The following is a 24,648-nucleotide window of genomic DNA, read 5'->3' as shown; positions in this document are numbered from 1 at the left end:
CGCACCACACCGTTAATCACCGGATGGTACATGTTGGTGAAGTGAGCAACATGCAATCTTTTCATATTTGTTTTGGAGTAACTACATAAAATGCAAACAGGGCGTACCTCACAGGCTGTACACCCTGTTTGCCAATAGCTGGAATTTTATTACCGCTAGCCCATCTTGAAGAAGCTGGTCAACTTCATTGCCAGGTTGAGGTCCCCAGCGAGTTTGAGCTTACCCTGCATAAAGCCCTTCATGCCGTCCTCTTTACCGAGCAGCACATCGCCGAAATAGCGTCCGTCGGCGGTGAGGGTCATGGTGGCCTGATCGGTGGTGCCTTCTTCGACAGTGCAGGCGCCGTCTTTGATATTGATGACGAAGTCGCCACTCTCATCACCGGTGAGGTGATATTGGATGATGGCTTCTACGCCTGTCGCTTTGTCGGCACGGAAGGCTTTTTCGTGGTTGAAGATCAATTCTTTTACGGTGAAATCTGACATTGTATAAACTCCTGTTTGTGGAATGGAAAGCATGGAGCAGGAAGCAGAAAACGCCAAACCAATACGCTCGCTGCTGCTTGCCTTCGGCTTTCCGCTAATTCATATTCTCGAAGATACCCGCAGCGCCCATGCCGCCGCCGATGCACATGGTGACCATCCCAAATTCGGTCTCGCGGCGTCCCATTTCGTAGAGCAGTTGGGTGGTTAGTTTCGCGCCTGTCGCGCCCAGGGGATGTCCCAGAGCGATCGCGCCGCCATTGACATTGGTGATTTCCGGGTTCATGCCCAATTCGCGCATTACTGCCAAGCCCTGCGCGGCGAAGGCTTCATTGAGTTCAATCAGGCCGATGTCGGCCAGCGACATTCCGGCGATTTTGAGCGCCTTCGGGACAGCCGCCACTGGGCCAATGCCCATGATTTCAGGCGGTACTCCGCCCACACCAAAGGAAGTGAAGCGCGCAATCGGTTTAAGTCCCAGGGCTTCAGCTTTGGCGAGCGACATGATCACAACGCCCGCCGCGCCATCCGACATTTGAGAGGATGATCCGGCGGTGACGGTGCCGCCTTCTTTGAAGACGGCTCGGAGACGGCCCAGCGCCTCGATGGTTGTATCGGCCCGGGGGCCTTCATCGCGCGAAAAGGTGAATTTCTTGATATTGGGTTGGCCGTTGCTCCCAGGGGTGGTAACTTCTACTTCCATGGGAACCAGCTCCGGGTCGAAGCGTCCGGACGTCACCGCGGCATGGGCCAGTTGGTGGCTGCGATACGAAAAGGCATCCTGGTCTTCACGGCTAACGCCATATTGATCGGCAACATTTTCAGCCGTCAGACCCATATTGGTGAAGGCCTCGGGATAATGCACTGCCAAATGCGGGGAAGGAGCAAATTTGAAGCCGGTCATCGGCACCATGCTCATCGATTCGACGCCGCCGGCGATGGCGACTTCGATTTGACCGGCCATGATAGCGAAAGCTGCGTGGGCTATGCTCTGCAATCCCGACGAGCAAAAACGGTTGATCGTTTCCGCCGGAACCGAGATGGGCAACCCGGCCTGAAAGCCGATCAGGCGGGCCATATTCATGCCCTGATAGCCTTCGGGGAAAGCGCAGCCAATCACCATATCGTCGATTTCTTCGGGCTTGAGGGGTTCGGCCCGTTTGAGTAATTCTTTTATCACCGCCGCGGCCATTTCTTCGGGGCGAACAGTCGCCAGACTGCCGCGCTTGGCCTTGCCAATTGGCGTGCGCGCCGCTGCAACGATGACGGGATCGTGTTTGGGGTCTCGTTTGGACATAGTTTTTCTCCTGTAGCAGAGATTGGGATAAGTAGGCAATTGGGCGCTTAGGAAACGGGGGTTCCCAGTTACCTGATTACCTAATCGCCTAATTCCTCAATACTTTACCGGTTTGCAGCAAATTCCACATGCGCGCCTGAGTCTTCTCCTCTCCACATAGAGAGAGAAATGCCTCGCGCTCCAGGTCGAGAATATATTGCTCATCGACCCAGGCTGCCTGGCTGAGTTCACCGCCGGTCATGGCGAAGATCATCTTCTCGCCGATAACGGCCTCATATTCGGTGATAAAACCGCCCTGCGCAAACATATGGACTCCAGCCCGCAAGGCAGCCAGTAAATCGCGCCCAGCGGCGTAGATTTTCTCGCGCGCCGGTGCATGGTAGCCAATATCGACCATGTGCAGCACTTCTTTCTTGGCTTCGGTCAGCAGATGCTCGCGGTTCAGTACAATGCGATCTGCATCGGTCAGGAAGCCATACTGCCGGGCTTCTACTGCACTGGTAGCAACCGTTGCCATACCGATCAGTTCAAATACTTTCTGCATAAAGGGTAACACTTCGACATCTTTGACGCGCATGGGCGGGTTGACAATGCGGCGCAGCAACTCTTTGGTGCCGCCGCCCGCGGGGATCACGCCCGCGCCCAATTCAACCTGGCCGATATACAACTCGGCTGCGGCTACAACTCGGCTACCGTGCATGGTAATTTCGCCGCCGCCGCCCAGGGTCAGCCCAAAGGGGGCCACAACCACCGGCTTGGGACAGTAACGCACACGCATCATGGTATCTTGCAGCATCTTGACAATGCCTTCGAGTTGATCCCACATGCCGTTTTGCGCGGCCATCACCACGCCGAACAGATTCGCTCCGGCGCAGAAAGCGCGATCGTGATCGCTGCTGATGACGAGGCCCTCAAATTCGCCTGCTTCGGCGCGATCCATGGCTTCGTTCATCATCTTCAGCAGATCGTCGTCAATGGTGTTCATTTTGGTCTGGAATTCAACGCAGGCTACGCCGTCGCCAATATCCACCAGAGTCGCCCCGGGGTTCTGGGCAACAATCTTCCCGGCATCTTTTTGCTCATTGAGCAGAATCAAGCCCGGTGTGCGAATAATCTTTTCGTAGGCAGCCAGCCCGGGGTTGTACGCGCCGACTTTCTGGTCTCCCTCGTACTGGTAGAACGTCTCAAAGCCTTTTGCCAGCATCTCGGCCACCCAGGGCGCGGGGGCAAATCCGGCAGTTTTCATGGCCGCACTGGCTTTGGCAACACCGATCATATCCCAGGTTTCAAAGGGGCCAGCCTGATGTCCGAAGCCCCAGCGCATAGCATCGTCGATGGGTTTGGGGGTATCGGCCACTTCGGGAACGCGCTCGGAGGCGTAGGCCAGACCCTGATAGGTCATGGCTTGCACAAGTTGCCCAGCGCGGTCATCCGCGGCCAACAGCACTTCGAGCTTTTCGGCCAATGTCTCTTTGCCTTTGGCTGCGCCAATCGAATCAAAGCGTGGTTTGCCTTCGGGGAGTTCATATTCCAACGTTTCGAGATTGAGCGACCAGAATTCTTTGCCGCCAGCTTTCTTGACAACCTTGAAAAAGCCTTGTTTGGTTTTATTGCCCAGACGGCCTTTTTCGACCATATTGTGGATCAGGTTATTAGCTTTGTCGGAATTGAGATATTTCAAGGCGTGCGCATCGTGGGGGATGGCTGCCGCCAAATTTGTACCGACATGCTCCCAAACATCCACACCTACCAGGTCGATCAGGCGGAAGGTGGCGGTTTTAGGGCGGCCCATTGGCGGGCCGGTGATAGCATCTACTTCGGGGATGGTGTAGCCATGCTCGAGAACATAATCGAGTGTGAAGGCACCGCTGCCGAAGCCAAGCCGATTGGCGATGAAATTGGGGGTATCTTTACAGGGGACGATGCCTTTGCCGAGGCGATACTCACCAAAATGGCTGATGAAACGGACGACCTCGGGGCTGGTCTCCGCGGTGGGGATGATCTCCAGCAATTTGAGATAGCGCGGCGGATTGAAGAAGTGTGTGCCGAGGAAGTGCTGTCGGAATCCCTCTGAGCGGCCTGCCGCAATATCAGCGACGGGGATGCCCGAGGTGTTCGTGCTGATGATGCAATGTTCCGCGCGAATGGCGTCGATGCGCGCCATCAAATCTTGTTTGATTTTCAAATTTTCGATAATCGCTTCAATCACCCAATCGGCTTCAGCGATAACGTCGAAATCATCTTCCAGGTTGCCGGTGGCGACCATTTCAGCCAGGTCTTTAGCGAAAAAGCTGGCTGGGCGTGATTTAACCGCGGCTTGCAATCCGGCGTTGACAATGCGGTTGCGCACGGCGGGATTTTCCAGGGTCAGGCCTTTGGCTTTTTCTGCCTCGGTCAATTCCCGGGGGACAATGTCTAGCAGGGTCACAGGAACGCCAGCATTTGCCAGGTGAGCGGCTAATGCCGCCCCCATAGTGCCGGAGCCGATGACCACTGCGCGATTGACTTTATAAGTCATACGTGGCCTCCTAATCTGAAACGCTCTATTTGCGTAAGTCCACCACCCTAAGGGGTGGGGGTTGCAGAAGTAGTAATTGGTCCCCAAACCTGTAAGTTGTCGAAGTGCGCGACAACATTATCGTCATCCCAGCGTGTGCCTGTCATCATACCCGTGTAACCAGCCGCAAGCGACTCGATTTCTTTTTGCACCAGAAGAACGCCATTTGCCCAGAGCGTGAGCGTATTCCCGCGGCATTCCGCCCGGACGTGGTTGTACACGCCAGGGGTCGGATCTATAGCCGGGGAAGCCGCATAATAGATGAATTCAACTTTCCCGTTGAGCGTTTGCCCTAACCCGTAATACCCGTCGGTCGTAATGAACAATGTGTAGTAATTGGTCTCCGATTCGCGACAATTGAAGCCGTAATACCCGCTGCCCCGGTTGGTAGAAATATCAGCCTCGATACGCACTTCGTTCAAGATCAAGATCGAGTGTGAGACCGTGATTTCCACATTGGGTTCAATGACCTTCATCGCAAATACATCTTTGGTAGCATGGAAGTAAGTTCGCCAGTTTGAACCATATGCTTGATACCACATTGCATTGGGGCTGGAGAATGTTTCGTTGATGAAGCGGACGACTTCGGGGGTGTCCGTCGGAGATGGCGTAATCGAAGGCGTCATCGTGTATGTCGTTGTCCGGGTGGGGCGTAAAGTCTCGGTTGGCTCAGGTGTCCATGAAGGACGCAACGTATTGGTCGGGATGGGGGTCCAGGTAGCGCGATCGTCAATCGCTTCGGGTAATACCGTAATATTCGATTCTGGCGTATTGGTCCACCGGTTGAACGTCACCAGTGTGCGGGTAGACGTGGGTGTGAGGGATGCCGTTGGCGTAGACGTAATCGTCGGATTCAGCCAGGGAATCGCCTGCATAGCATCTGCCAGGCTACACCCAGAGATGAGCGCAGCCAGCAGAATAACAGCGATGCCAATTCGATATTTCGGTATCATTAAATTCATCCGCAAACCTCCGAGGTCTTGAAGACCTCGGAGGTCTAACACTCTTAGTACATGAACATGGGTTTGCCCAGCATATCTTTGACTCTGGGCTTGTAATTCTTGGCGTCGTAAAGTGCGGCGACATCAACCGTCTTCTTGGCCGAAATGACCATCGGTAGCGGCACAGTAGTGTAATTGCCTTGCTGCAGCGCCACCATGCGGCCCGTATGTCCCAGTACGACCTGGTCGAACGCCAAATTGCCAAATGAAACAGCAACCATGCGATCGAGCGAATCGGGGGAACCGGAGCGCATTAGATAGGCCAATTGTTGATAGACCGTATGCATACCAGCACGATTCTTGATTTCCTCAGCAACCATCTGACCAATACCACCCAGTTTTTGATGCCCGTAGGCATCCGCTTCGCCGGATTGTACGATCTCACCGCCGATGGGAAAAGCCCCTTCAGAGATGGTCATGATGGCATAATGCGATGGGTTGCGTTTGCGGTCAGATTTGAGAAAATCAATCAGTACATCAAGGTCAAAAGGCACTTCGGAGATGACAGCGCGATCTACATCGCCTAGATAAGCTGCAAAAAGTGATGTCTCGCCAGAGTTGCGGCCAAACAATTCCACCACGCCGACGCGCTCATGCGAGCCGCAAACGGTGCGCACGGCGGTAATGTTTTCTACCGAACGAGTTACTGCGGTAGAAAATCCGATACAGTAATCGGTCCCGAAGACATCATTATCCATCGTCTTCGGGATGGCGACGACTTGAAAGCCTTCTTCGTGCATGCGGGCGGCGTAACTGAGGGTATCGTCTCCGCCGATGGGGATGAGAGCATCCAGGTTGAGAAAGTCGAGAACTTTGAGTACGTATCGGGTGATGTCAATGCGGCCGTCTTCTTTTTCTACACGGTCTTCTGCGGCCACGAAGTCGGGAATGTCTTCCGGCTTCATGTTGGATGGGTTGGTGCGGGATGTGTGCAAGAATGTTCCGCCGGTACGGTCTATGGTGCGCACACGCCCTTCGTCGAGCGGTTCGATGAGTTCAGCAATTGTTGCGGGGTCATCGGGGTTGATGTTAACCACAGAACCCCAGCCCCGCCGCAAACCGATAATTTCGACATCGTGCTCGTGTTCCTGGGCGCGTTTTACCACAGCCTTGATGGCGACATTCAGGCCAGGCACATCGCCTCCACCTGTTAGAATTCCTACGCGGCGTTTCTCCGTCATGATAAAGACCTCCTGGATTTATTGAAACCTTGGTGATAATTGGGTTGGTTTTTAATCATGGCAAATTTTACCGCAATTCAGGACTCTTACAGGAAGCGATTTAGGGACCAATTCGGTAATGCTATTATCTCAATTGACTGCCGCGATAACCGAGCATATTACGCGCCACCACCAGACGATTGATCTGGCCGGTGCCTTCGTACAGGTCGGTGATCTTGGCATCACGGAACCACTTTTCGAGCAGTAGTTCGCGGCTGTATCCCAGCGGACCGAGAATTTCTACGGCTTTTTGGGTGATTTTAACAACGATATCGCCGGCATAAACTTTTGCCATCGAGGCTTCTTTTGGATTGTGCAGCTTATTATCTGCCATCCACAGCGCCTCCAGTGTGAGCAACCAGGCCGAACGCAACATAACTTCCATTTCGATGACATCGCGCTCAACGCTGGTTAATTTCTGCCGTGGCAGTCCGTAACGAATCTCAACGCCATTTTCGGCGAGGATTTCCTTAAGTAATTCCAGGGTGGCGCGAGCGATGCCCACAGCTTGAGCAGCGATGATCGGGCGGGTTGCATCGAAGGTTGCCATAGCGCCTTTGAAACCCTTGGTGGTCTTCTCAACCGTGGGGCTGCCAAGGATGTTTTCAAAGGGGATGCGGCAATCTTGAAATACAATCGAAACGGTATCGCTGGCACGGATGCCCAATTTGTGCTCTTGCTTGGTCACCTTGCAGCCGGGAGTCCCTGCTTCAACCACAAATGAGCGCATTCCACCGCGCCCGGCTTCAGGATCAATCGTGGCCCACACGACGACAAAGCCATCCGATTCAACCAGCGCTTTTTGCCCGGCAGTGACAAAAATTTTCTCGCCGTTGAGAATCCACTCGTTCGTATCCTTGTCGAGTACGGCAGTCGCCCGGATCGCTGATGTATCTGAGCCAGCTTGCGGCTCGGTCATCGCCATGCCATCGAAAACGGGCTTATTGCCCATGAAGCGGCTCAGGAAACGTTTTTTCTGCTCGGGGGTTCCAGCAGCCGCTATGGCTGCAGATCCGAGCATCCCGCCAGGGATGCAGAGATACATCCCGGCGTCGCCCCAGGCCAGCATTTCGACCATATGTCCCAGGCGCTGATAGCCGATGGGGGGGCGCTTCTCTTTGGGTTCGGCATCCTTTTTCTCCGAATCGGGTGCCATGGAAGTGCCGCCCATCGATTTCACCGCCGTGTGCATAAAATTGATAAAATCCCAGGGAATCGCGTGTTCATTCTCATCCATCTCACGCGAAACCGTGCGCATCATATTCACGGCAACCGTTTCAACAACGGTGTTAAGTTGCTCTATGGGTTTTGGGGTTTCAAAATCAATCATTATTTGTTTCCTCCTACACAATCGCTAACCCGTTGAAGGTTGCAAAACCGCGCCCGCTGCGCATCCACATTTCAACCGGATGCTCGCGGATATAGCCGTGGCCGCCCAAAATTTGCACAGCCCGGTCTGTCACCATCATGGCCGTATCCATCGCGCCAGAAAGCGCCAGATAGGCTTGTTTGTTAGCTTCAGGATTGCCGCCATCAATCATCCAGGCCGCTTCCCACACCAACAGGCGAATAGCCTCAATCGCGGTGCCCATTTCAGCGATCATGAAGGCAATCGCCTGCTTTTGGGCCACTTTCATACCAAATACATCGCGGTCTTTGGCATATTCCACGGCATAGTCGAGGGCGGCATTCGAGACGCCAATTGCCATCGCGGCGAGGGCAACATTTGAAGCGGCCAATATCGGCGCGAAATCGTGCCCGCCTGATCCGCCCAGGCGATTTTCGAGCGGCACACTCACATTCGCGAAGCGCACGGTATAAAAAGGCAACGCGTTCAGGCCGAGCAACTTTTGGCGCTCGCCAACGACCACGCCTTCAGTGCCTGCGGGGACGATGAAGCCTTGCGTAGTCCCAGCCAGATTAGCATACACCAGCATCGCTTCAGCGCCGTCTGCGTAGGGTACATACGACTTTTCGCCATTGATCACTACGCTATCGCCATCAATGGCGGCAGTGGTAGCCAGATCATTGGGGTCAAAGTCAAATTTTTGCTCCATTAGCGCGGCAGTGAAGGGCTTCCATTCCATTTCGATGACCGGAGGAATATAGGCCTTTTTCTGTGCTTCGCTTCCGGCCAGTAAAATTGGCGTGGCAAACAGCCCCGGGGTCATAACCGCCAGCGCGCCAGCCAGATCGCCATACGCCAGTTCTTCAACGGCCAACGCGCCCGTAACCGCCGAGCGTTCGCCAAAGCCATCGTAGTCTTCGGGGATAGAGGCTTGCAAATAGCCCAGCTCCCAGCCTTTTTCGACCAGATCGACAGGTAAATGGCCTTCTTCTTCGGCGTCACGCGCCGCGGCGCGCAAATCGTCCATTGCATAGCGCTTGAGGGCATCGATCAGCATTTGTTGTTCTTCCGAAGGCTTGAAAGAATACATAGGTACCTCCTTGGGGTAGGTCTAATCCAATAATGTCTGATAGCGGATGGGTGTATGCCCGCCGCCATTCGTGAATTCATTCAGGTTTGCGATTCGCAGCAAGCCGCGTTGGTGCAAATATTCCACGTGTGCGCCAGCCTCCTCCAGGGCCAATAGCACGTTATAGCCATGCACCTCGCCAAATAATTGGTGGGATATTTCTGCAATCGTGTGCGGATCGGTGAGCAGAGCCAGAATTTCGTTGAGCCTTTTCCGGTGGATTTCCTGAATTTCGGCAATGCGTCCCGCTAAATCGTGGATGGGTTCGTTATGGCCGCCCAGTGTCAGGCGGATATTCGTCGCCCAGCCCAGTAGGGATTGCAGGGATTGAAGGTAGTGACTCAGCCCGGTGTTGAGCGTTAGTCCCTCGGGCGCCTGATGAGGGCTGATCTCGGCGAGGACATGATCGCCGCAAAAGAGCACATCATCCAGACGAATGACAACATGCCCGGCGCTATGTCCTGGGACATGCAACATTTCAAAGGGGCCAAGTTTCATGCCAGCGGCCTCGTAGGTAAAATCGACGCGGCCGGGCTGGTAATCGAGCTTGGTGAGCTTATAGATTTCGACCAATTGCCCGGCTTTATCTTCAGGAACACCCGCGTCGGCGAGAAAACACGCCATGCGGCGGGCAACTTCGGCCAGTCGTTCTTCGGTATGAGTCAGGTTATGCCGGTCGAGTTCGTGAATGCCGATAGGGGCGGCGCTTTTTTCGCGCACAAACGACAGCCCGCCAAAGTGGTCGATATGGCCGTGCGTAATCAGGATGTGGGTGAGCGAATCAAAGCCCAGGGGCTGCTGCCAGGCCTCGGCTGCGGCAGCCAACCCATCTTCCAGGTGACGGTTATTCTCCCCAAATCCGGAACCAGTATCGATCAAAATGCGCCATTCATCCACAAAAACCAGATAGGCATAAACCCAAAAATCAGGGAAGGCTTCCAGCGGGATTTGTCCAATGCGCGCCCCGCGGCTGCTCTCGAAAAAACGCACAGCATGGCTTTGGGCACGTTGACGCACGGTTACATAGCTTGAATAGCTCATGCCACGACCTCGCGCGTGAGCAAACCATTGATGAGCATCCCGGCGTATTGGTCGGCGATTTCTTGTGGGGAGGAGGGGCCTTCGGGGCGATACCAGGTGATGGTCCAATTCATCATACCCAAGAGGGCGCGAGCAGCCTGGGCGGGCGCTTGGCATCGAAAGATGCCGGCATCGACACCAGATTGAATTTGATCGCGCCACAAACGCTCAAAGCGATCACGCCGGATCGTGTGCTGGCTAAAGCGTTGGCCTTCCAGCGAACGATACTCGAAGAGCAGCACCGCAGAAAGCTCGCGGTTTGCAACCAGGGTTTCGAGATACGTGCGCATAGCGCGGCGTAATTTTTCGGGGTAGGGGGCTTCTACGCTCAACGCTTCATTGACTTGTGCAATAACAAGATCGAGCGCCTGGTTAAGCAGCGCCAACAGAATTTCTTGCTTGCTGGAAATATGATGATACAGACTGGCTTTTTTGAGATCAACCGCGCTGGCGATATCTTGCATCGAAGTAGCGTGATAGCCCTTCTGGCTGAAGATTTGCGCGGCAGCTTCGAGGATCAGTTGTTTGGACATAGCACTCTCCCTACCGACCGGTCGGTAGGGAGAGTATATCATAGAATTTTGTTGCGAGTCAATTCTGGGGGAAATCTAGTTTTCGCAAAAAAGTGTGTACATAGGGCGTAGAAGCCCTATGTACACACTTTTTTGCGACTTTTCCCCGCTTCTGGTGGGGGAGTAGTTATTGCGAGCAACTCTATTTCTTTAATCCGATAAATCTTCAGAGAAAAGTATGTCAAGCTTAAAAAAGGCGCTGACCACCTGAGGATCGAAATGGTGGCCACTTTGTGAACGAATATGCGTTTTGGTTTTTTCGCGCGACCAGGCTGCGCGGTAGGGGCGATCCGAAGTCAGTGCGTCCCAAACGTCGATTATGGCGAAGATACGCGCCGCCAAAGGAATCTCTTCGCCGCTCAGCCCGCGGGGATATCCCGAGCCATCCCATTTTTCATGGTGGCAATACGGAATATCCAGAGCAGGGTGCAGAAAGCGTATCGGGGAGAGCATTTCATGGGCCAGCACCGGATGCTGCCGCATGATCTCCCATTCTTCTTCGGTGAGCTTGCCGGGTTTATGCAATATGCGGTCAGGGATGCCCATTTTGCCAATATCATGTAGCAGCGCGCCGCGCCGTAGATGAGTTAGTAATTGGGATGAGTATCCTATTTTGCGGGCTAATTGTTCCGTAAGGGCCGTTACACGGCGGGTGTGCCCAATTGTGTCCTGATCGCGCAGCTCAAGCGCGCGCGCCCAGCCCTCGAGCGTGATGTCGTACGCGTGGGCTAATTCGAAATTTGAGCGCTCCAGGTTGACAAACAGGCTGGCATTGTTGATCGCGATAGCGGCTTGTGTTGCCATGGCGCGAAGCAGGTCAAGCCAACTTGTGTCCGCAGCGATTTGTTTGCGCGTAAATAATTCCAGAACCCCTTGCATTTCTCCCTTGGCAATCAGCGGAATGCCAAAATAACTGACAAAAAGTTCCTGATGTAATAAATGGGAGAGCACTTCGTTTTCCGCCGAATCGATTAGCTTTGGAATGGAAATAATCATTCGCTCAGCAATGATTTTCTTGGCAAAAGGGCTTTGGTTGGAGATATAGCGATTTGGATTTATGAATCCGGTATTGACACCCGCTTCAAGTCTAAGACTAAGCGGGTTGAAGATAGATACCATAGCCGCATTTACATCCAACTGGCGAACAACTTGCTCAATTAGAATGTTAAGTGTGACATCAATATCCATGCTGCCAGAAATGGCTACATCAATTCTGTGGAGGGCTTCAAAATGCGCCGCACGGCGGCGGATTTCATCTTCTGCTTTGATGCGCTCGGTAATGTCTTTCGCCGTTGAAACAAAATGCGTGATTATTCCTTTTTCATCACAAATCGGATTGATGGCTTGATCAACATAGAATAATTCGCCATTTTTCTTTTGATTGATGATTGTGGCACGGAAGGCATCTCCCTGGAGAATTGTTCCCCACAATATTTCGAAAAATGCGGCACCTTGTTTATCAGACTTAACAATCCGCGGCGTGTTGCCAACTGATTCTGCGCTGGAATAGCCGCTCATTAATTCGAAAGCAGGATTGACATATTGAATGACACCATCGCGGTCAGTAATCACAACAGCATCCGCGGTTTCTTCAACAACTTGCGATAACCTGACTATTTCGCTTTCGGCTTGTTTACGAGCACGAATATCGCGGATGATGACCGTAGCTAATTGGCCTTCAGGAGTATCCAGTGCGCTCAGGCTGATTTCAACCGGAATGATCTCGCCACTTTTATGGAGCGCAGTGAGTTCTATACCGAGATCGTCTTTTCGCTCGTTGGGAGCTATATAGAACTTGTCGTGATGCAAATGATGCCGTTCACGCAAATTTTCGGGAATGAGTATGTCAATATGTTCTCCAAGCAATTCGCTTCGCGTGTGGCCAAATAGCGCCTCAACTCGTTGATTGACTTGCTGGATGATGCCTGCCCGGTCTGCGACTACGATGGCATTTGGAGCGTTGTCAAACAAAACATGATAGCGTCGCTCAGCCTGAATTTGGGCACTAATATCCCGCCCGTAAATATTGACATGGCCAGCGTCGACAACTGGCAAGAGGGTAAATGTGAAAAAGCGCCCATTAATATCCAGGTTAAGATTACGTGACTGACCTGCTTCGCGACATTCGATTACAAGCTTTCGCAAATCGAGGGGGAGGAGTTCATCAAGTTTACAGCCCCAATAATCCAGCAATTCATGGCTTGCTGAGTTTGCGTAAATAATTGCCCCCTCGCTAGCAATCCTCATAACCGGGTTGGGGTTTTCGTTGGGGAATTTTGCGAGCAGTTGAATTTCACTTTCCGTGCGGGTTTGGGCAGTAATATCGAGCGTTATTACGATAGCATGAGTAATTGCTCCTGTAGCATCCAGATAAGGCAGATAATGTACATGCGAATAGCGCCATCCCTGCGAAGGAATATTCAGCCAAACAAAATCATGCACTTCCTGACCCGAGAAGCACTCTTCAAAGCGATGTTTGATCATGGTAGCAAATTGCTTGGCTCCCCATATCTCCGCAACAGAATGACCAATTATTTCAGACGTAGTTCTATTGACTGCCTGACAATAAGCAGTATTGCAATTGGTATAAATATAATTTCGATCCACAATCGTTGTTAGCGTATTTGCGATATGACTACGCAAATCTGACTGCACTGGTATATCCGTTTTTTGCGAGTTTTCCTGAATCATAACCATCCACTCACTATGTAATTCTTATTATCCCAAATAAATAAACATTGAATAATTGTAGTGCGATGGTAACATAATATCAAATATCAAGGAAAACGAGATGCATCAGAACTATTTGCAAATGCTGCTCAGAGAAATCTTCCATGGTGAATGATAAAGCAGCAAAATCAAGTTATTCGCCCAATGGGGTAGGGGAACGAGCTGAATAGAAAATTGTTCAATATGAGATTAGAGATCGCTATAATTATCGCTGTTGGTTTTCTCTAATTTACGCCAAGCAATCCTTTTTATAAATTTTTACTTTTTTGCCTTGACAGGGGATGGTCTGTGAGATAAAATGATTTTACTTTCGATAAGTATCATTATCGAAAGTATTAAAATTACAATTGGAGAATCGCCATGAACAATATTATACAGGTTGCTTTGGCCTATTTAGACAGCGTGAAACTGTCGCGTAGCGAGAACACTGCACGCACGTATACGAATGCTCTGAATGTTTTTATGCAAATTCTGGAAGAAAAAAAACTGCCGCCTGCAGAAACGCCCATTGAAAAGCTCAGCGAAGAAGCCATTGTGTGGCTTGCTACAGCGCTCAAGGATACGGCGCCTGCCACGGAACGGCTGTATCTCACCGCAACAACTGGCTTTTATGAATACCTGGCAGCTGAAAAACTGTCTGATATCAACCTTCCCCGCCTGCGCCTGCTGATTAAACAGCGCGCTCGCCGGCCTGGTCAACGATTGCCCCAATTCCCGCGTGAAAATATTGAAAAAGTAATACTATACGCAATTAATATGGTTAATCTCCCCTTCGAAGGAGAAAGAGAGCAACTTCGCCATTTGCGCGACCGGGCCTTTTTATTGACTCTGGCGGACACAGGCTTGCGTGTCCACGAGGCCTGTGGAATGCGGCGAGGCGATGTAGATTGGAGCGAAGCCAGGGCGATTATCATTGGCAAGGGCGATAAAGAAGCAGTTGTGCGATTTTCATCGCGCGCTGTAGCTGCGCTAAAAGTTTATCTCAACACGCGCGTGCAATTGGATGGCGCCTCTGGACGCCCGCTGACCTCCCTGCCCCTCTTTGCCCGCCATGATAAACGCGCAGGCAGCAAAGTGCTTCCCATGACAACTACTACAGGGCGCAATATTGTCAAGCAGCGCGTGCAAGAGGCGCTCGGCGAGCAGGCTGCGGGGACGATAACTCCACATTCTTTCCGTCATTATTTTGTGACAACAGTTCTACGCGGTTCGGGCGGTAATCTCAAACTTGCCCAAGAATTGGCCCGCCATAGCAATGTTCAGACCACGAGTCGGTATGCCCATCTCGCAAATGACGAGTTAGATCGCGGTTATTTTGAGATTTTTGAGTAGGCGAAGAAATTAATATACAAAAATATGTGGGTGGCGTGCGTTGGCAATCAAATTAATAAGCACGGTCCCAAAAAAAAAGACGGCTATTAGCCGTCTTTTTTTCTGCCGAAAAGAAGAAACCCCACCATGCCGTGTGCAGCTAAGTTTTGAACCTGCTCTCGCAGGTATTGGCTCTCATCGTTAGATCCGCCTTGGCCAAGGCCTATCGCGTCACGAACGTAATTTCGAGCCAGTAATTGTTAAGTGTTGGCTCAAAACGCAAAGGCTGCATCACGAACACAGCAGGGTATTTAACTTATACCACAAAAAAAATTGAGTGGGAAGGTACGTTTGTTCTATGCTAAAACGCTCACTCGTCACTAGGGATATACGCGATTGATGGTACGCGGGAAAGCGATTGTTTCACGGATATGATGTATGCCACAGATCCACGAGACCGTGCGTTCAATGCCCAGACCAAAGCCGCTGTGGGGCACGCTGCCAAAGTGACGCAAATCAATATACCATTGATAGGCTTCTTCGGGCAAATTGTGGTCGTGAATGCGTTCTAGCAATTTCTCCGGATTTGAGATGCGCTCACTACCGCCGATAATTTCGCCGTATCCCTCGGGGGCTAAAAGATCAACGCTCTTGCACACTTCAGGGCGTCCAGGCCAGGGTTCCATATAGAAGGCTTTCACCACAGTGGGATAGCCATACACAAAAACAGGCTTCTCGAATTGTTGCGTCAAGGCTGTTTCGTGGGGTGCGCCAAAGTCGCTGCCCCACTCGAAGGCCAGGAGTTCTTTTTCTTCGGGGTCATCGGTTTCCGCATGTAGTTTCGCTAAGATTTCAACGGCTTCATCATAGGAAATGCGTGGGAACGGCGGTGAAATTTTTTCGAGCATGGTTGTATCGCGTTCCAGCGAGGCCAGTTCGGGTTGACGATCGCGTAATACGCGCTGGATAATATGAGAAACAAATTGCTCCTCGATTTCCATCAATTCATCGAGGTCACAAAAAGCCACTTCCGGCTCCACCATCCAGAACTCGGTCAGGTGGCGGCGGGTTTTCGATTTCTCCGCCCGGAAGGTGGGGCCAAGACAATATACTTTGCTGAAAGCAAAGATATTGGCCTCGTTGTATAGTTGCCCGGTCTGAGCCAGGTAAGCCGCGCCTTCATCAAAGTAGGGAGTTTCAAAAAGAGTCGTGGTCCCTTCGGCGGCAGCCGGCGTGATGATGGGGGTGTCCATATTGATATAGCCATTCATATCCAGCCACTCACGGATGGCGGTGAGCACAGTGGCGCGAATGCGCAAGATTGCCCACTGGCTGGGCATGCGCAACCAAAGGTGGCGATTATCAAGAGCAAAATCAACCCCATGTTCTTTGAGCGCCATCGGATAATCATCCGCAGCGACTTGATAAATCTTCAACCCTGTAATACCAATTTCGAAGCCGCCGGGAACGCCGGGCGAGCGCGATTCGGCGCGCACAATCCCCGTGATCTCCACCGAAGATTCCTGTGTCAGCCGCACGATATCTTCAAAGGTCTCTTCGGGCAAATCACTCTTGAAGGCCACGCATTGCACAAAGCCATAGCCATCGCGCACCAGCAAAAAGACCAGCTTACCCTTGCGCGTGCGGTTATACACCCAGCCGCGAACGCGGATTTCCTGCTCAGTATAATCAGCGATATTTTCTACTCGAATTAACGGGGTCATAAATGCTCCTCTTGATGTCGTTGCCATTGCAAGGTAAGGCGCACAAGTGCAAGTACACCTCATCTGCCTATTATATATCCAAATCGATATGTAATTCCTTGAGCTGCGCCGCTTCCACCGGGGAGGGCGCGCTGCCCATAACATCACGGGCATTTTGATTCTTGGGGAAGGCGATTACCTCACGGATATTGGGTTCGCCAGCCAGAATCATGCAGATGCGATCGATGCCGGGAGCGATGCCCCCATGTGGAGGTGTGCCATACTCAAAGGCTTCCAGCATATGCCCAAAGCGTTCCTGGGCAATTTCGTCGCTCAGGCCAATCAGGCTGAAGACTTTGGCCTGCAAATCACGGTTGTGAATACGGATCGAACCGCCGCCAACTTCGTAGCCGTTGAGTACCATATCGTATTGCTGGCCGCGCGCTTTGCCGGGGTCTGTATCGAGCAGGGGTAAATCTTCGGGCATGGGCGATGTGAACAGATGATGGCTGGGATCCCAGCGCTGCTCGTCGGAATTCCACATCACAAAGGGGAAGTCGGTCACCCAGCAGAAACCGAGCAGATTAGGATCGCGCAAGCCCAGGCGGTCGCCGAGATGCTCGCGCAAGCGCCCCAGGCTCTCGAAGACCACCGCGGGCGCAGCCGCCACGAAGAGCAGCAGGTCGCCAGGTTGGGCATCGAGGCGCGTTATAAAAGTGTTCAACATATCCTCAGAAAGAAATTTGGCAAACGAAGAACGCTGCTCGCCAGCGGAGGTCAGAGCGAGATAAGCCAGCCCCCTGGCGCCATACTGACCAACGAACTCGGTCAATTCTTCAATTTGTTTGCGGCTGTAATCACCCAGCCCGCGGGCGTTAAGGGCACGCACATGCCCGCCTTCGGAGGCCACACTCTCAAACACGCGGAAGCCGCTTGCCGAAGCCAAATCGGTGAAATCGATTAACTCCATGCCGAAGCGTATATCAGGGTTATCTTTGCCAAAGCGCGCCATCACTTCGTCATAGGTGAAGCGCGGCCACGGGGATTGCATCAGCTTCTTTTCGGGCACCACCTGCCCCACCAGGCTAGTGAGCATATCTTCGATCAGCGCCATAATATCTTCACGCTCCACGAAAGACATTTCTAAATCGAGCTGGGTGAACTCCGGCTGACGGTCGCCGCGCTGATCTTCATCGCGGAAGCAGCGCGCGATCTGAAAATATCGCTCAATGCCAGCCACCATCAATAATTGCTTGAGCTGCTGGGGCGATTGCGGCAGGGCATAAAATTCGCCCGGATGTACGCGCGAGGGGACGAGATAGTCGCGCGCACCCTCGGGGGTGGTTTTAAATAATATCGGTGTTTCCACCTCGAGGAAGTCGCGCTCGTCCAGATAATCGCGAATGAATTTGACCACCTTGTGGCGCAGCACTAAATTGCCGCGCATACGCTCGGTGCGCAAATCCAGATAACGATAACGCAGGCGCACCTGCTCGTCGATCTCTTCTTGTTTATTGATGTAAATGGGCGGCGTTTTCGCTGGGTTCAGAATTTTCACGGCCAGGACTTCGACTTCAATTTCGCCAGTAGAAATTTCGGGGTTTTTCATACCCTCTGGACGCTCGCGCACCAGCCCTTCGACCTGAATCACCCACTCGGCGCGCACAGGGATCATCGCCTGATGTGCTTCCGGGTAGAGATCGGCATTGGTGACAATTTGTATCAGGCCAAAGCGGTCACGCAAATCCATAAAGGCGACGCCGCCATGATCGCGTCGCCGGTGAACCCATCCGGCCAGAGTGATCTTTTGAGCAATGTGTGCGGTGTTCAGTTCGCCGCAGGTATGGGTTTTGTACATGAGTTTCTCCTAGAGCCATCAGTGCTAAGCAATTCATCGCGTTCAGCAGACGAGTGGATTACGTCCTTTGAACGAAAAATCGCCCTTTGCATTTGCATCGGGCGACTGTTGAGTAAAAAAACCAATTTGTGTGAATTGGCAACCTTCAACAAACCGCCCGATGAAGATCATCGGCGGCATTGTTATTATTATTGTTGTCCGGATTGCCGAAACGCCAAATTTTCATGAGCGGGATTATATCACAGCTTTTCAGAGGCGGAAGTCATTTGCGCCAATATGATGCGCCATTTTTCTGGTGTACAGCTCCCCCACTATTTCGGCCAAGACAAACCAGCCTGTTCAGGCCGCAAAGAATCTTCCTGAGACTTCGGATATCTTCGTCTTAAAACGCGAGTATAATTCAGATATATTCTATCGTAATTCCTGGAGTCAAACCTATGAGTAACTATCACCGAAAAATACAAGAAATCATTGAACCGCAGCTTGTTGTTGAGGGCGCAGGCGTGCTGTTGCGGCGCTCTTTTGGACCGCGGCGCGATAATCTTTTTGATCCCTTCCTGCTTTTCGATCACTTTGCCTTCAACGACCCCATCGAAGGGCCGCCAGTTGGCTTCCCCACGCACCCACACCGCGGCATTGAAACGGTTACGTATATGCTCGAGGGCAATGTGCGCCACCGTGACAGCCTGGGCAATATGGGCGTGATCGGCCCTGGCGATGTGCAGTGGATGACCAGCGGGCGCGGCATCATGCACGAAGAAATGCCGCAACGCGGGTCAAGCGGCATCATCAACGGCTTTCAATTATGGGTCAACCTGCCTGCCGCCCGAAAGATGAGCCCGCCGCGCTACCAGGAAGTCGAGGCCAAGAGTATCCCTACGGTGGAGCAATCTGGTATCTCCGTGCGCGTCGTCGCGGGGGAATATGAAGGCGTGCGCGGCCCCGTCACGGAAATTGAAGCACAACCCCTATATATGGATGTGTCGCTTGCCCCTGGGGCGGCGTTTTATTTGCCAGTGGAAGCTGGACACTTTGCGATTGCGTATCTCTTTGAGGGGGCCGCATTCTGCGGATTGGATGAAGACGGACGCGGCGAGCGAGTTGATTCTGTTAAAATGCTGGTCTTTGAAGATGGGGATATTCTGGGTATCCAGACCGAGGAGAATTCGGAGGCGCGTTTTATGCTCATGGCTGGCGCGCCATTCAAAGAGCCAATCGCACCCTATGGCCCATTTGTGATGAATACGCAAGAAGAAATTCAACAGGCATTCGCTGATCTTCGCAATGGCACATTTGTGCGTCGGACATGAGTCAGGAAAATAATAAAACCCACCCTGTTGCTTCGCTTACAGCTTTATAAAACAACAGGGTGGGCAGGTTATTTGCTTGCACGATTGCTCGGCAAAAACCGCTGCTTATGGCGACGGGGGCACAAGTAACTTTGAAGCTGTGCAGACGCGTTCCCCATCATTGATGGATAGCTTGCCGGTGTAATATAGGGGCGCTGCGCCAGTTGGCAATCCAGATACTTCTCCCGTACAAACGCCGGCGGCGCAAACTAAGTTTTGTAACGCGAAAGAACCTAACCCATCAATAGATAATGTTGCCTGTGTAGGGTCTAGGTCTAAGCCCTTGTATGTAAATGACACCATTCCAGCACCAGCGCTCCCGGCGATGCCCTTTAGGCTATCAAAGCCTACCCAGGGGTGTTCCACCTTTGCAGGTTCAACGGCCGGTGCAACAGGTCCCCCCGGCGCCCACGCAGCCATTGCTGGTTGTGTAAACCCTACCAGCAATATAACAGCAACCGTTACCAAGCCCAAAAACACGTAACTGACCTTCTTGTTCATTTTATCCTCCTAACACTGTATGGAATATCTTTGAACTCACATTGAACGTATATTATTCTGACAACGCTACTAACACATACGTACCGGTAATGCTTTGATCGGTGAAGATTCTAGCTGTAGCACCGGGGAATGGCGGCTCTTCAGACCAGCCACCCAAGCTGCCGTTGGCAGCATCATCCCAGTAGAGTAGAGAAGCTTCTAACAGAATATAGTCACCGGTGAATGGATCGTAGTACATGATGCCGAACGCAACCGCGTTTTCAAGCATCTCGGCGGACAAGGCGAAGGAGATCGTTATTTTTCTGGCAAGCAAGGATACGGCCTCGCCGTTGTTACTCACCCTAAGAGTTAAGGCTTTGATAAACTTCCACTGAGCAACTTCAATACCCGATGCTTGTAGCGAAAAATCAGCGTCAGCAATGGCAAATGTGCCCACTCGCAAATTTGCTTTTTGTTTCGCCCCAGACGGCTGACTCATGTGGATGGCCCAATTCTCTTCGTCCGATACGCCAATCGGCCCACCTTCATCCTGGGATAATTTCTCTGCCAAAACATGGGAGCTTTTATCATCGCCCAGGATCATGCGCCAACTGTTTGTCACCAATATTGGAAGGTCTACACGTTCGAGTAGGGCCTGATCGCCACCAATATAGAGTGGAATTTCAACCAAATCTCCAACCCAGGGGGCGAAGCGCGGACCCCAAGAGATGTGGCTGAGATATTTAATCTGATCGATCTCGCCCATAACTGACAATGCATCAATCAAAACCGTGGGGACATCCGATGATAATTCGACCCATAGGGTATCCGGATAGACAACAATAATCTTCGGTGGTTGGCTGGAAAGATTGGCACCCACTGGAATAAGTATTGGCAGTGAAGAAGGTGATGAATGTGAAGAAGCGGTAACACAAGTGAAGTTTTCAACATCAACCAAGATATCAATGCCGCATTGTACGTTCACTGCCGTATCCACCCCATCGCCGCCATAAATAATATCAAGGCCAGGGCCTCCAACAAAATAATCATCAAAATTGGATCCAAGCACACTTTCGATGCTGGAGAAGCCTGCCAGTCCTGGACCAGTTCTCAATGTCAGGTTCACCTCCACCGGGGTCTGAAAACGGCTGTAATCCAGTCCATCTAGGCCACTGCCGCCATCAACATTGACATTAGTACTTGTTCCGGCAGGTGAAACAATGAATGTATCGTTTCCCTGACTGCCAATGACCTGTTTGATAATTCCACCGGCATGGGCGGCAATATTGCTGCCAGTCTTGGCGACCACACTACCCAAAACCATCGTGAGATCATTGCTGGTGGCCGAGAAGTCCATGATATCGTCGGCGGCTCCAGTATCATTCGCAACGATATCGATGCCCCAATCATCAAAGAAGAAGATCGTGTCCGTGCCACGTTGCCCATTGATCTGATCGATGCCCGGGCCGCCATAGATGGTGTCGTTGCCACTGCCGCCCAAAATAATATCGTTGTTGGCATCTCCGTAAAGCAGGTCTGCGCCATCGCCGCCGGTTAGCAGATCGCCGCCATCGCCGCCGTGGAATTCCACCGGGTAACTACCGCCTGCCAGGGAGTCGCTGCCGATGCTGCCGAGAATCTTTTCAACCTGACCGGCTCCACCCAGAGCGAAATTGGCTGTCCCGGTCCGCAGGTCCAGGCGCACTTCGAAACCAGAAGCGGTTGTCGCCGTGACATAGTTGCTGAAGTCAAAGGTATCGAAGCCGCTGCCACCGGAGACGCTGCCGGTAAGCACGGCCTTGTTGGTGAAGATGAAAATATCATCCCCTGCGCCGCCATCCAGGCTGAGAGTTTGGTTGCTCTTGATCAGGAAGGTATCCGCACCACCGCCGCCGCGCAAGCTATCGAGGGCGGAGAAACTCAGAGTCTTGCCGCTGTTCTGATATTTGCGATCCCCGTCGAAAATCCAGGTATTCACCCCGTTCAGACCCACCAGGCTATCGACACCGCTGCCGCCGATAATCGTATCGACGTTCTGGAAGCGATTCACCAAACCGGAGATCGAACCGACAAAACTATCGACGCTGGCTGCTCCACTGAGAACAACATCGAAGCCCGGGGTGTAAGCGCTCAAATCGAAAGTATCGCTGCCTGCACCGCCGTCAATTATCCCATTCAGTACAGCCTGATCAGCGAAGATGAACTGGTCATCCCCATCCTGGCCAAAGAAACTCAGCGCCTGGCTTCCAGCGAACAGGAAGGTATCACCAGCGCTGCCCGCAAATAAATTCTCGAAGCTGGTGAAGTCTATGGAACTACCGTTGCTGATATAGCGATGATCTGGCGCGGTGGTCAAATCCCAAGTAGCAGAAACATCCATACCGGTTAGCGCGTCGTTGAAGGCGCTGCCGACAAGCTTCTCGATATTGTCGAAGCCACCCAAGACACTCGCAGAACCGGCCCAGCCATCCTGGGTTCCTGAGCTATTCAGGGTGACGCTCACCGGGCTTAGATAAAGGCTAAAATTAAGCCGATCCTCACCGGTTCCAGAATCGATGGTTCCAATCAGGCTGCCATTTCCCGCAAAATTGAAACTGTCGGCGCCGCTGCCGGTCTTCACTAATTCGATCTCGCCGCCCAAAGCGCTGATCGATGAGCCTGAGCCATCTTCGACAAGCAGTTTATCACTGATCGTGGTGGTGAAATCTACGGAGAAGGTCGAGAGATCGATGGTATCGTTGCCGGTTGCAGCGATGATGGTATCCGTGCCAAAGTTGCCCACAAAACGATACGTATTATTGCCAGCCCCACCGGAGAGATTATCATCGCCAGCACCGCCGTCGAGGGTGTCGTCGCCCGCATTGCCAAAGAGATGGTCGTTTCCGCCGCCGCCATTGAGGGTATCATTACCAACGCCACCCTGCAGGATATCCATACCGTCGCCCGCAATGAGGGTGTCATTATCATCGCCGCCAAGCAAAATATTATTGCCCCGCGTATCGGTCAGGGCATCATTCCCGGCGCCGCCGTCGAGGGTATCGTTACCAGCATCCCCGTTGAGTATATCCGCGTCAGCGCCACCAAATAATTGATCCTGGCCTTCACCTCCATTGAGCGTATCATTTCCACCGCCGCCGCTGAGGACATCATTCCCTGCACCGCCCCACAGAGTGTCAACGCCATCACTGCCGCTCAAAAAATCATCGCCGCTGCCGCCCAGAATATGTTGAATATTACTGATGCCTGCGGTGCCTGTGGCCGTGCCAGCCGCCAGATCGACCGTGACGGTGGTGGTATAGGCGCTGTAATCCAGGGTGTTCTGGCCGGGACCGCCATCGATAGTGCCAGCGCCAGCGGCCAACTGCACACCATCTACGCTGAAAATGATGGTGTCATCCCCTGCGCCGCCGATGATTTTTTCGACGCTGCTGCCCGTGTAGACAGTCAGGTTGCCAAAACCGTCATCGACGATAATGCTCCCCAAAATGAACTGGATGTTTCGAGTCACTGCGCTGAAATCAAAAATATCGTTGCCACCGCCTGAGATTTCAACCACCGTATCCTGACCCCAGTTATCACTGAAGATATAGGTGTCATCGCCAGGCCCACCCACCAGCAATTCGTCTTCACTGCCGCTGATGATCAGGTCGTCTCCGTTGCCGCCATTGTAGTGCTCAATGTTTACAACCGTCAGACTGATGCCACCAGCCGTGACCGTGGAAGTTCCCAGACTCATGGAGACACTGCTGTTATAGTTACTCAGGTCGAGAGTGTCTGCTCCGGCGCTACCATCAAGCCTGCCGCTAAAGGTAATCGTATCCAGGATAATAAAGGTGTCGTCACCGCTTCCAGCTACCATAACTTCGAAATTATCGGCGGTGTGGCTGACTTTTTGGCCGCTGCCATCGGTAATTTCAAGTACTCCCGATAATGTGAAGGTCAGGTCGAGAGTGACGCCGCTGAAATCCAAGGTATCAGTGCCACCGTTGAGCAATTCGATGACCGTATCCTCGCCCCAACCATCACCAAAGAAGAAGGTATCGTCACCCTGCCCCCCCGTTAGCACATCATTTCCCGGGCCGCCGGTGATGTAGTTGGCAGCATCATCGCCGGTAAGGGTATCGGCTGCATTTCCACCGATGATGTGTTGAATATTGTGGATGTGCAGGGTTCCCGTGGCCGTCTCTGCGATAAGATCAACGACAATTGAATTTAATTGGCTATACGCATTATAATTGAGGGTGTTGCTGCCGCCCGGGCCGCCATCGATTTCCCCAGAAATTCCAACTCCATCAGCAAAGATGAATTCATCCGCCATTCCTGCTCCGTTGAGATTTTCGACCAAGGCAAAGCTCAGGGTGTCATTCAGCGATCCGGCATTGGCGGCGGTCATTTTCCAGATATTGATAGCATCCGGTCCGGTCAGCGTGTCGGCGAAGGCGCTGCCGATCAACGCGTTGAAGTTGTCGAAGCCTACGCCAAGAGAGCCATCTGTCCCGGCGTAGCCATCCACGCTGCTGGAACCGCTCAC

At 52.4% G+C, this 24,648-nt stretch carries 16 protein-coding genes and 1 other RNA gene; 2 read left to right on the top strand and 15 right to left on the bottom strand.

Going from position 1 to position 24,648, the window contains the following annotated elements:
• Positions 1-155: 155 nt before the first annotated feature.
• The 10 genes from HN413_02315 to HN413_02270 form a co-directional block, all read right to left on the bottom strand.
• The gene (locus HN413_02315; GenBank protein MBT3389223.1) at positions 156-485 is read right to left on the bottom strand and encodes an SCP2 sterol-binding domain-containing protein; all 330 of its coding nucleotides are present in this window, start codon (positions 483-485) and stop codon (positions 156-158) included.
• Positions 486-579: 94 nt separating this feature from the next.
• A complete protein-coding gene (locus HN413_02310; GenBank protein ID MBT3389222.1) occupies positions 580-1,779 on the bottom strand; it encodes an acetyl-CoA C-acyltransferase in 1,200 nt (399 codons plus the stop codon).
• Between the two features lie 88 nt (positions 1,780-1,867).
• Positions 1,868-4,297, bottom strand: coding sequence for a 3-hydroxyacyl-CoA dehydrogenase/enoyl-CoA hydratase family protein (locus tag HN413_02305; GenBank protein ID MBT3389221.1), 2,430 nt, complete (start codon positions 4,295-4,297; stop codon positions 1,868-1,870).
• A gap of 47 nt (positions 4,298-4,344) precedes the next feature.
• Entirely contained in the window at positions 4,345-5,289 is a 945-nt protein-coding gene (locus HN413_02300; GenBank protein ID MBT3389220.1) for a hypothetical protein, read from the bottom strand.
• A 53-nt stretch (positions 5,290-5,342) separates the two neighbouring features.
• Positions 5,343-6,518 (bottom strand): phosphofructokinase, encoded by a 1,176-nt coding sequence (locus tag HN413_02295; GenBank protein ID MBT3389219.1) that lies wholly within the window; start codon positions 6,516-6,518, stop codon positions 5,343-5,345.
• A gap of 124 nt (positions 6,519-6,642) precedes the next feature.
• Positions 6,643-7,887: an acyl-CoA dehydrogenase gene (locus HN413_02290; protein ID MBT3389218.1), complete on the bottom strand. Its 1,245-nt coding sequence runs from the start codon at positions 7,885-7,887 to the stop codon at positions 6,643-6,645.
• Positions 7,888-7,900: 13 nt separating this feature from the next.
• Positions 7,901-8,995 carry an acyl-CoA dehydrogenase gene (locus tag HN413_02285; GenBank protein MBT3389217.1) on the bottom strand — a complete coding sequence of 365 codons (1,095 nt, stop codon included), beginning with the start codon at positions 8,993-8,995 and terminating at the stop codon, positions 7,901-7,903.
• A gap of 21 nt (positions 8,996-9,016) precedes the next feature.
• Entirely contained in the window at positions 9,017-10,075 is a 1,059-nt protein-coding gene (locus tag HN413_02280; GenBank protein ID MBT3389216.1) for an MBL fold metallo-hydrolase, read from the bottom strand.
• Entirely contained in the window at positions 10,072-10,647 is a 576-nt protein-coding gene (locus HN413_02275; GenBank protein MBT3389215.1) for a TetR/AcrR family transcriptional regulator, read from the bottom strand. Before HN413_02275 ends, HN413_02280 begins: the two co-directional genes overlap by 4 nt.
• A 189-nt stretch (positions 10,648-10,836) precedes the next feature.
• Entirely contained in the window at positions 10,837-13,329 is a 2,493-nt protein-coding gene (locus HN413_02270; GenBank protein MBT3389214.1) for a PAS domain S-box protein, read from the bottom strand.
• 447 nt (positions 13,330-13,776) lie between these two features.
• Here HN413_02270 and HN413_02265 point away from each other — a divergent pair, with 447 nt between their 5' ends.
• On the top strand, positions 13,777-14,748 hold the full coding sequence (locus HN413_02265; GenBank protein ID MBT3389213.1) for a tyrosine-type recombinase/integrase: 972 nt from the start codon (positions 13,777-13,779) through the stop codon (positions 14,746-14,748).
• 114 nt (positions 14,749-14,862) lie between these two features.
• Here HN413_02265 and ssrS read toward each other — a convergent pair.
• The 3 genes from ssrS to aspS all read right to left on the bottom strand — a co-directional run bounded on the left by ssrS (position 14,863) and on the right by aspS (position 18,288).
• Positions 14,863-15,039, bottom strand: a non-coding RNA gene (ssrS, locus tag HN413_02260) — 6S RNA.
• A 68-nt stretch (positions 15,040-15,107) separates the two neighbouring features.
• On the bottom strand, positions 15,108-16,451 hold the full coding sequence (gene asnS / locus HN413_02255; protein ID MBT3389212.1) for an asparagine--tRNA ligase: 1,344 nt from the start codon (positions 16,449-16,451) through the stop codon (positions 15,108-15,110).
• Positions 16,452-16,521: 70 nt separating this feature from the next.
• A complete protein-coding gene (aspS, locus tag HN413_02250) occupies positions 16,522-18,288 on the bottom strand; it encodes an aspartate--tRNA ligase (protein ID MBT3389211.1) in 1,767 nt (588 codons plus the stop codon).
• Between the two features lie 437 nt (positions 18,289-18,725).
• Here aspS and HN413_02245 point away from each other — a divergent pair, with 437 nt between their 5' ends.
• On the top strand, positions 18,726-19,598 hold the full coding sequence (locus HN413_02245) for a pirin family protein (GenBank protein MBT3389210.1): 873 nt from the start codon (positions 18,726-18,728) through the stop codon (positions 19,596-19,598).
• A gap of 105 nt (positions 19,599-19,703) precedes the next feature.
• On the opposite strand, the gene HN413_02240 is transcribed toward HN413_02245, so the two are convergent.
• Together HN413_02240 and HN413_02235 are read right to left on the bottom strand one after the other, a co-directional pair.
• On the bottom strand, positions 19,704-20,138 hold the full coding sequence (locus tag HN413_02240) for a hypothetical protein (protein ID MBT3389209.1): 435 nt from the start codon (positions 20,136-20,138) through the stop codon (positions 19,704-19,706).
• A 52-nt stretch (positions 20,139-20,190) separates the two neighbouring features.
• Positions 20,191-24,648: hypothetical protein (locus HN413_02235; protein ID MBT3389208.1), on the bottom strand; the 4,458-nt coding region annotated here is incomplete at its 5' end.

This window comes from Chloroflexota bacterium (genome assembly GCA_018648225.1).
Classification (GTDB): Bacteria; Chloroflexota; Anaerolineae; order Anaerolineales; family UBA11858; genus NIOZ-UU35.
This window is presented reverse-complemented; position numbering and strand designations above follow the sequence as displayed.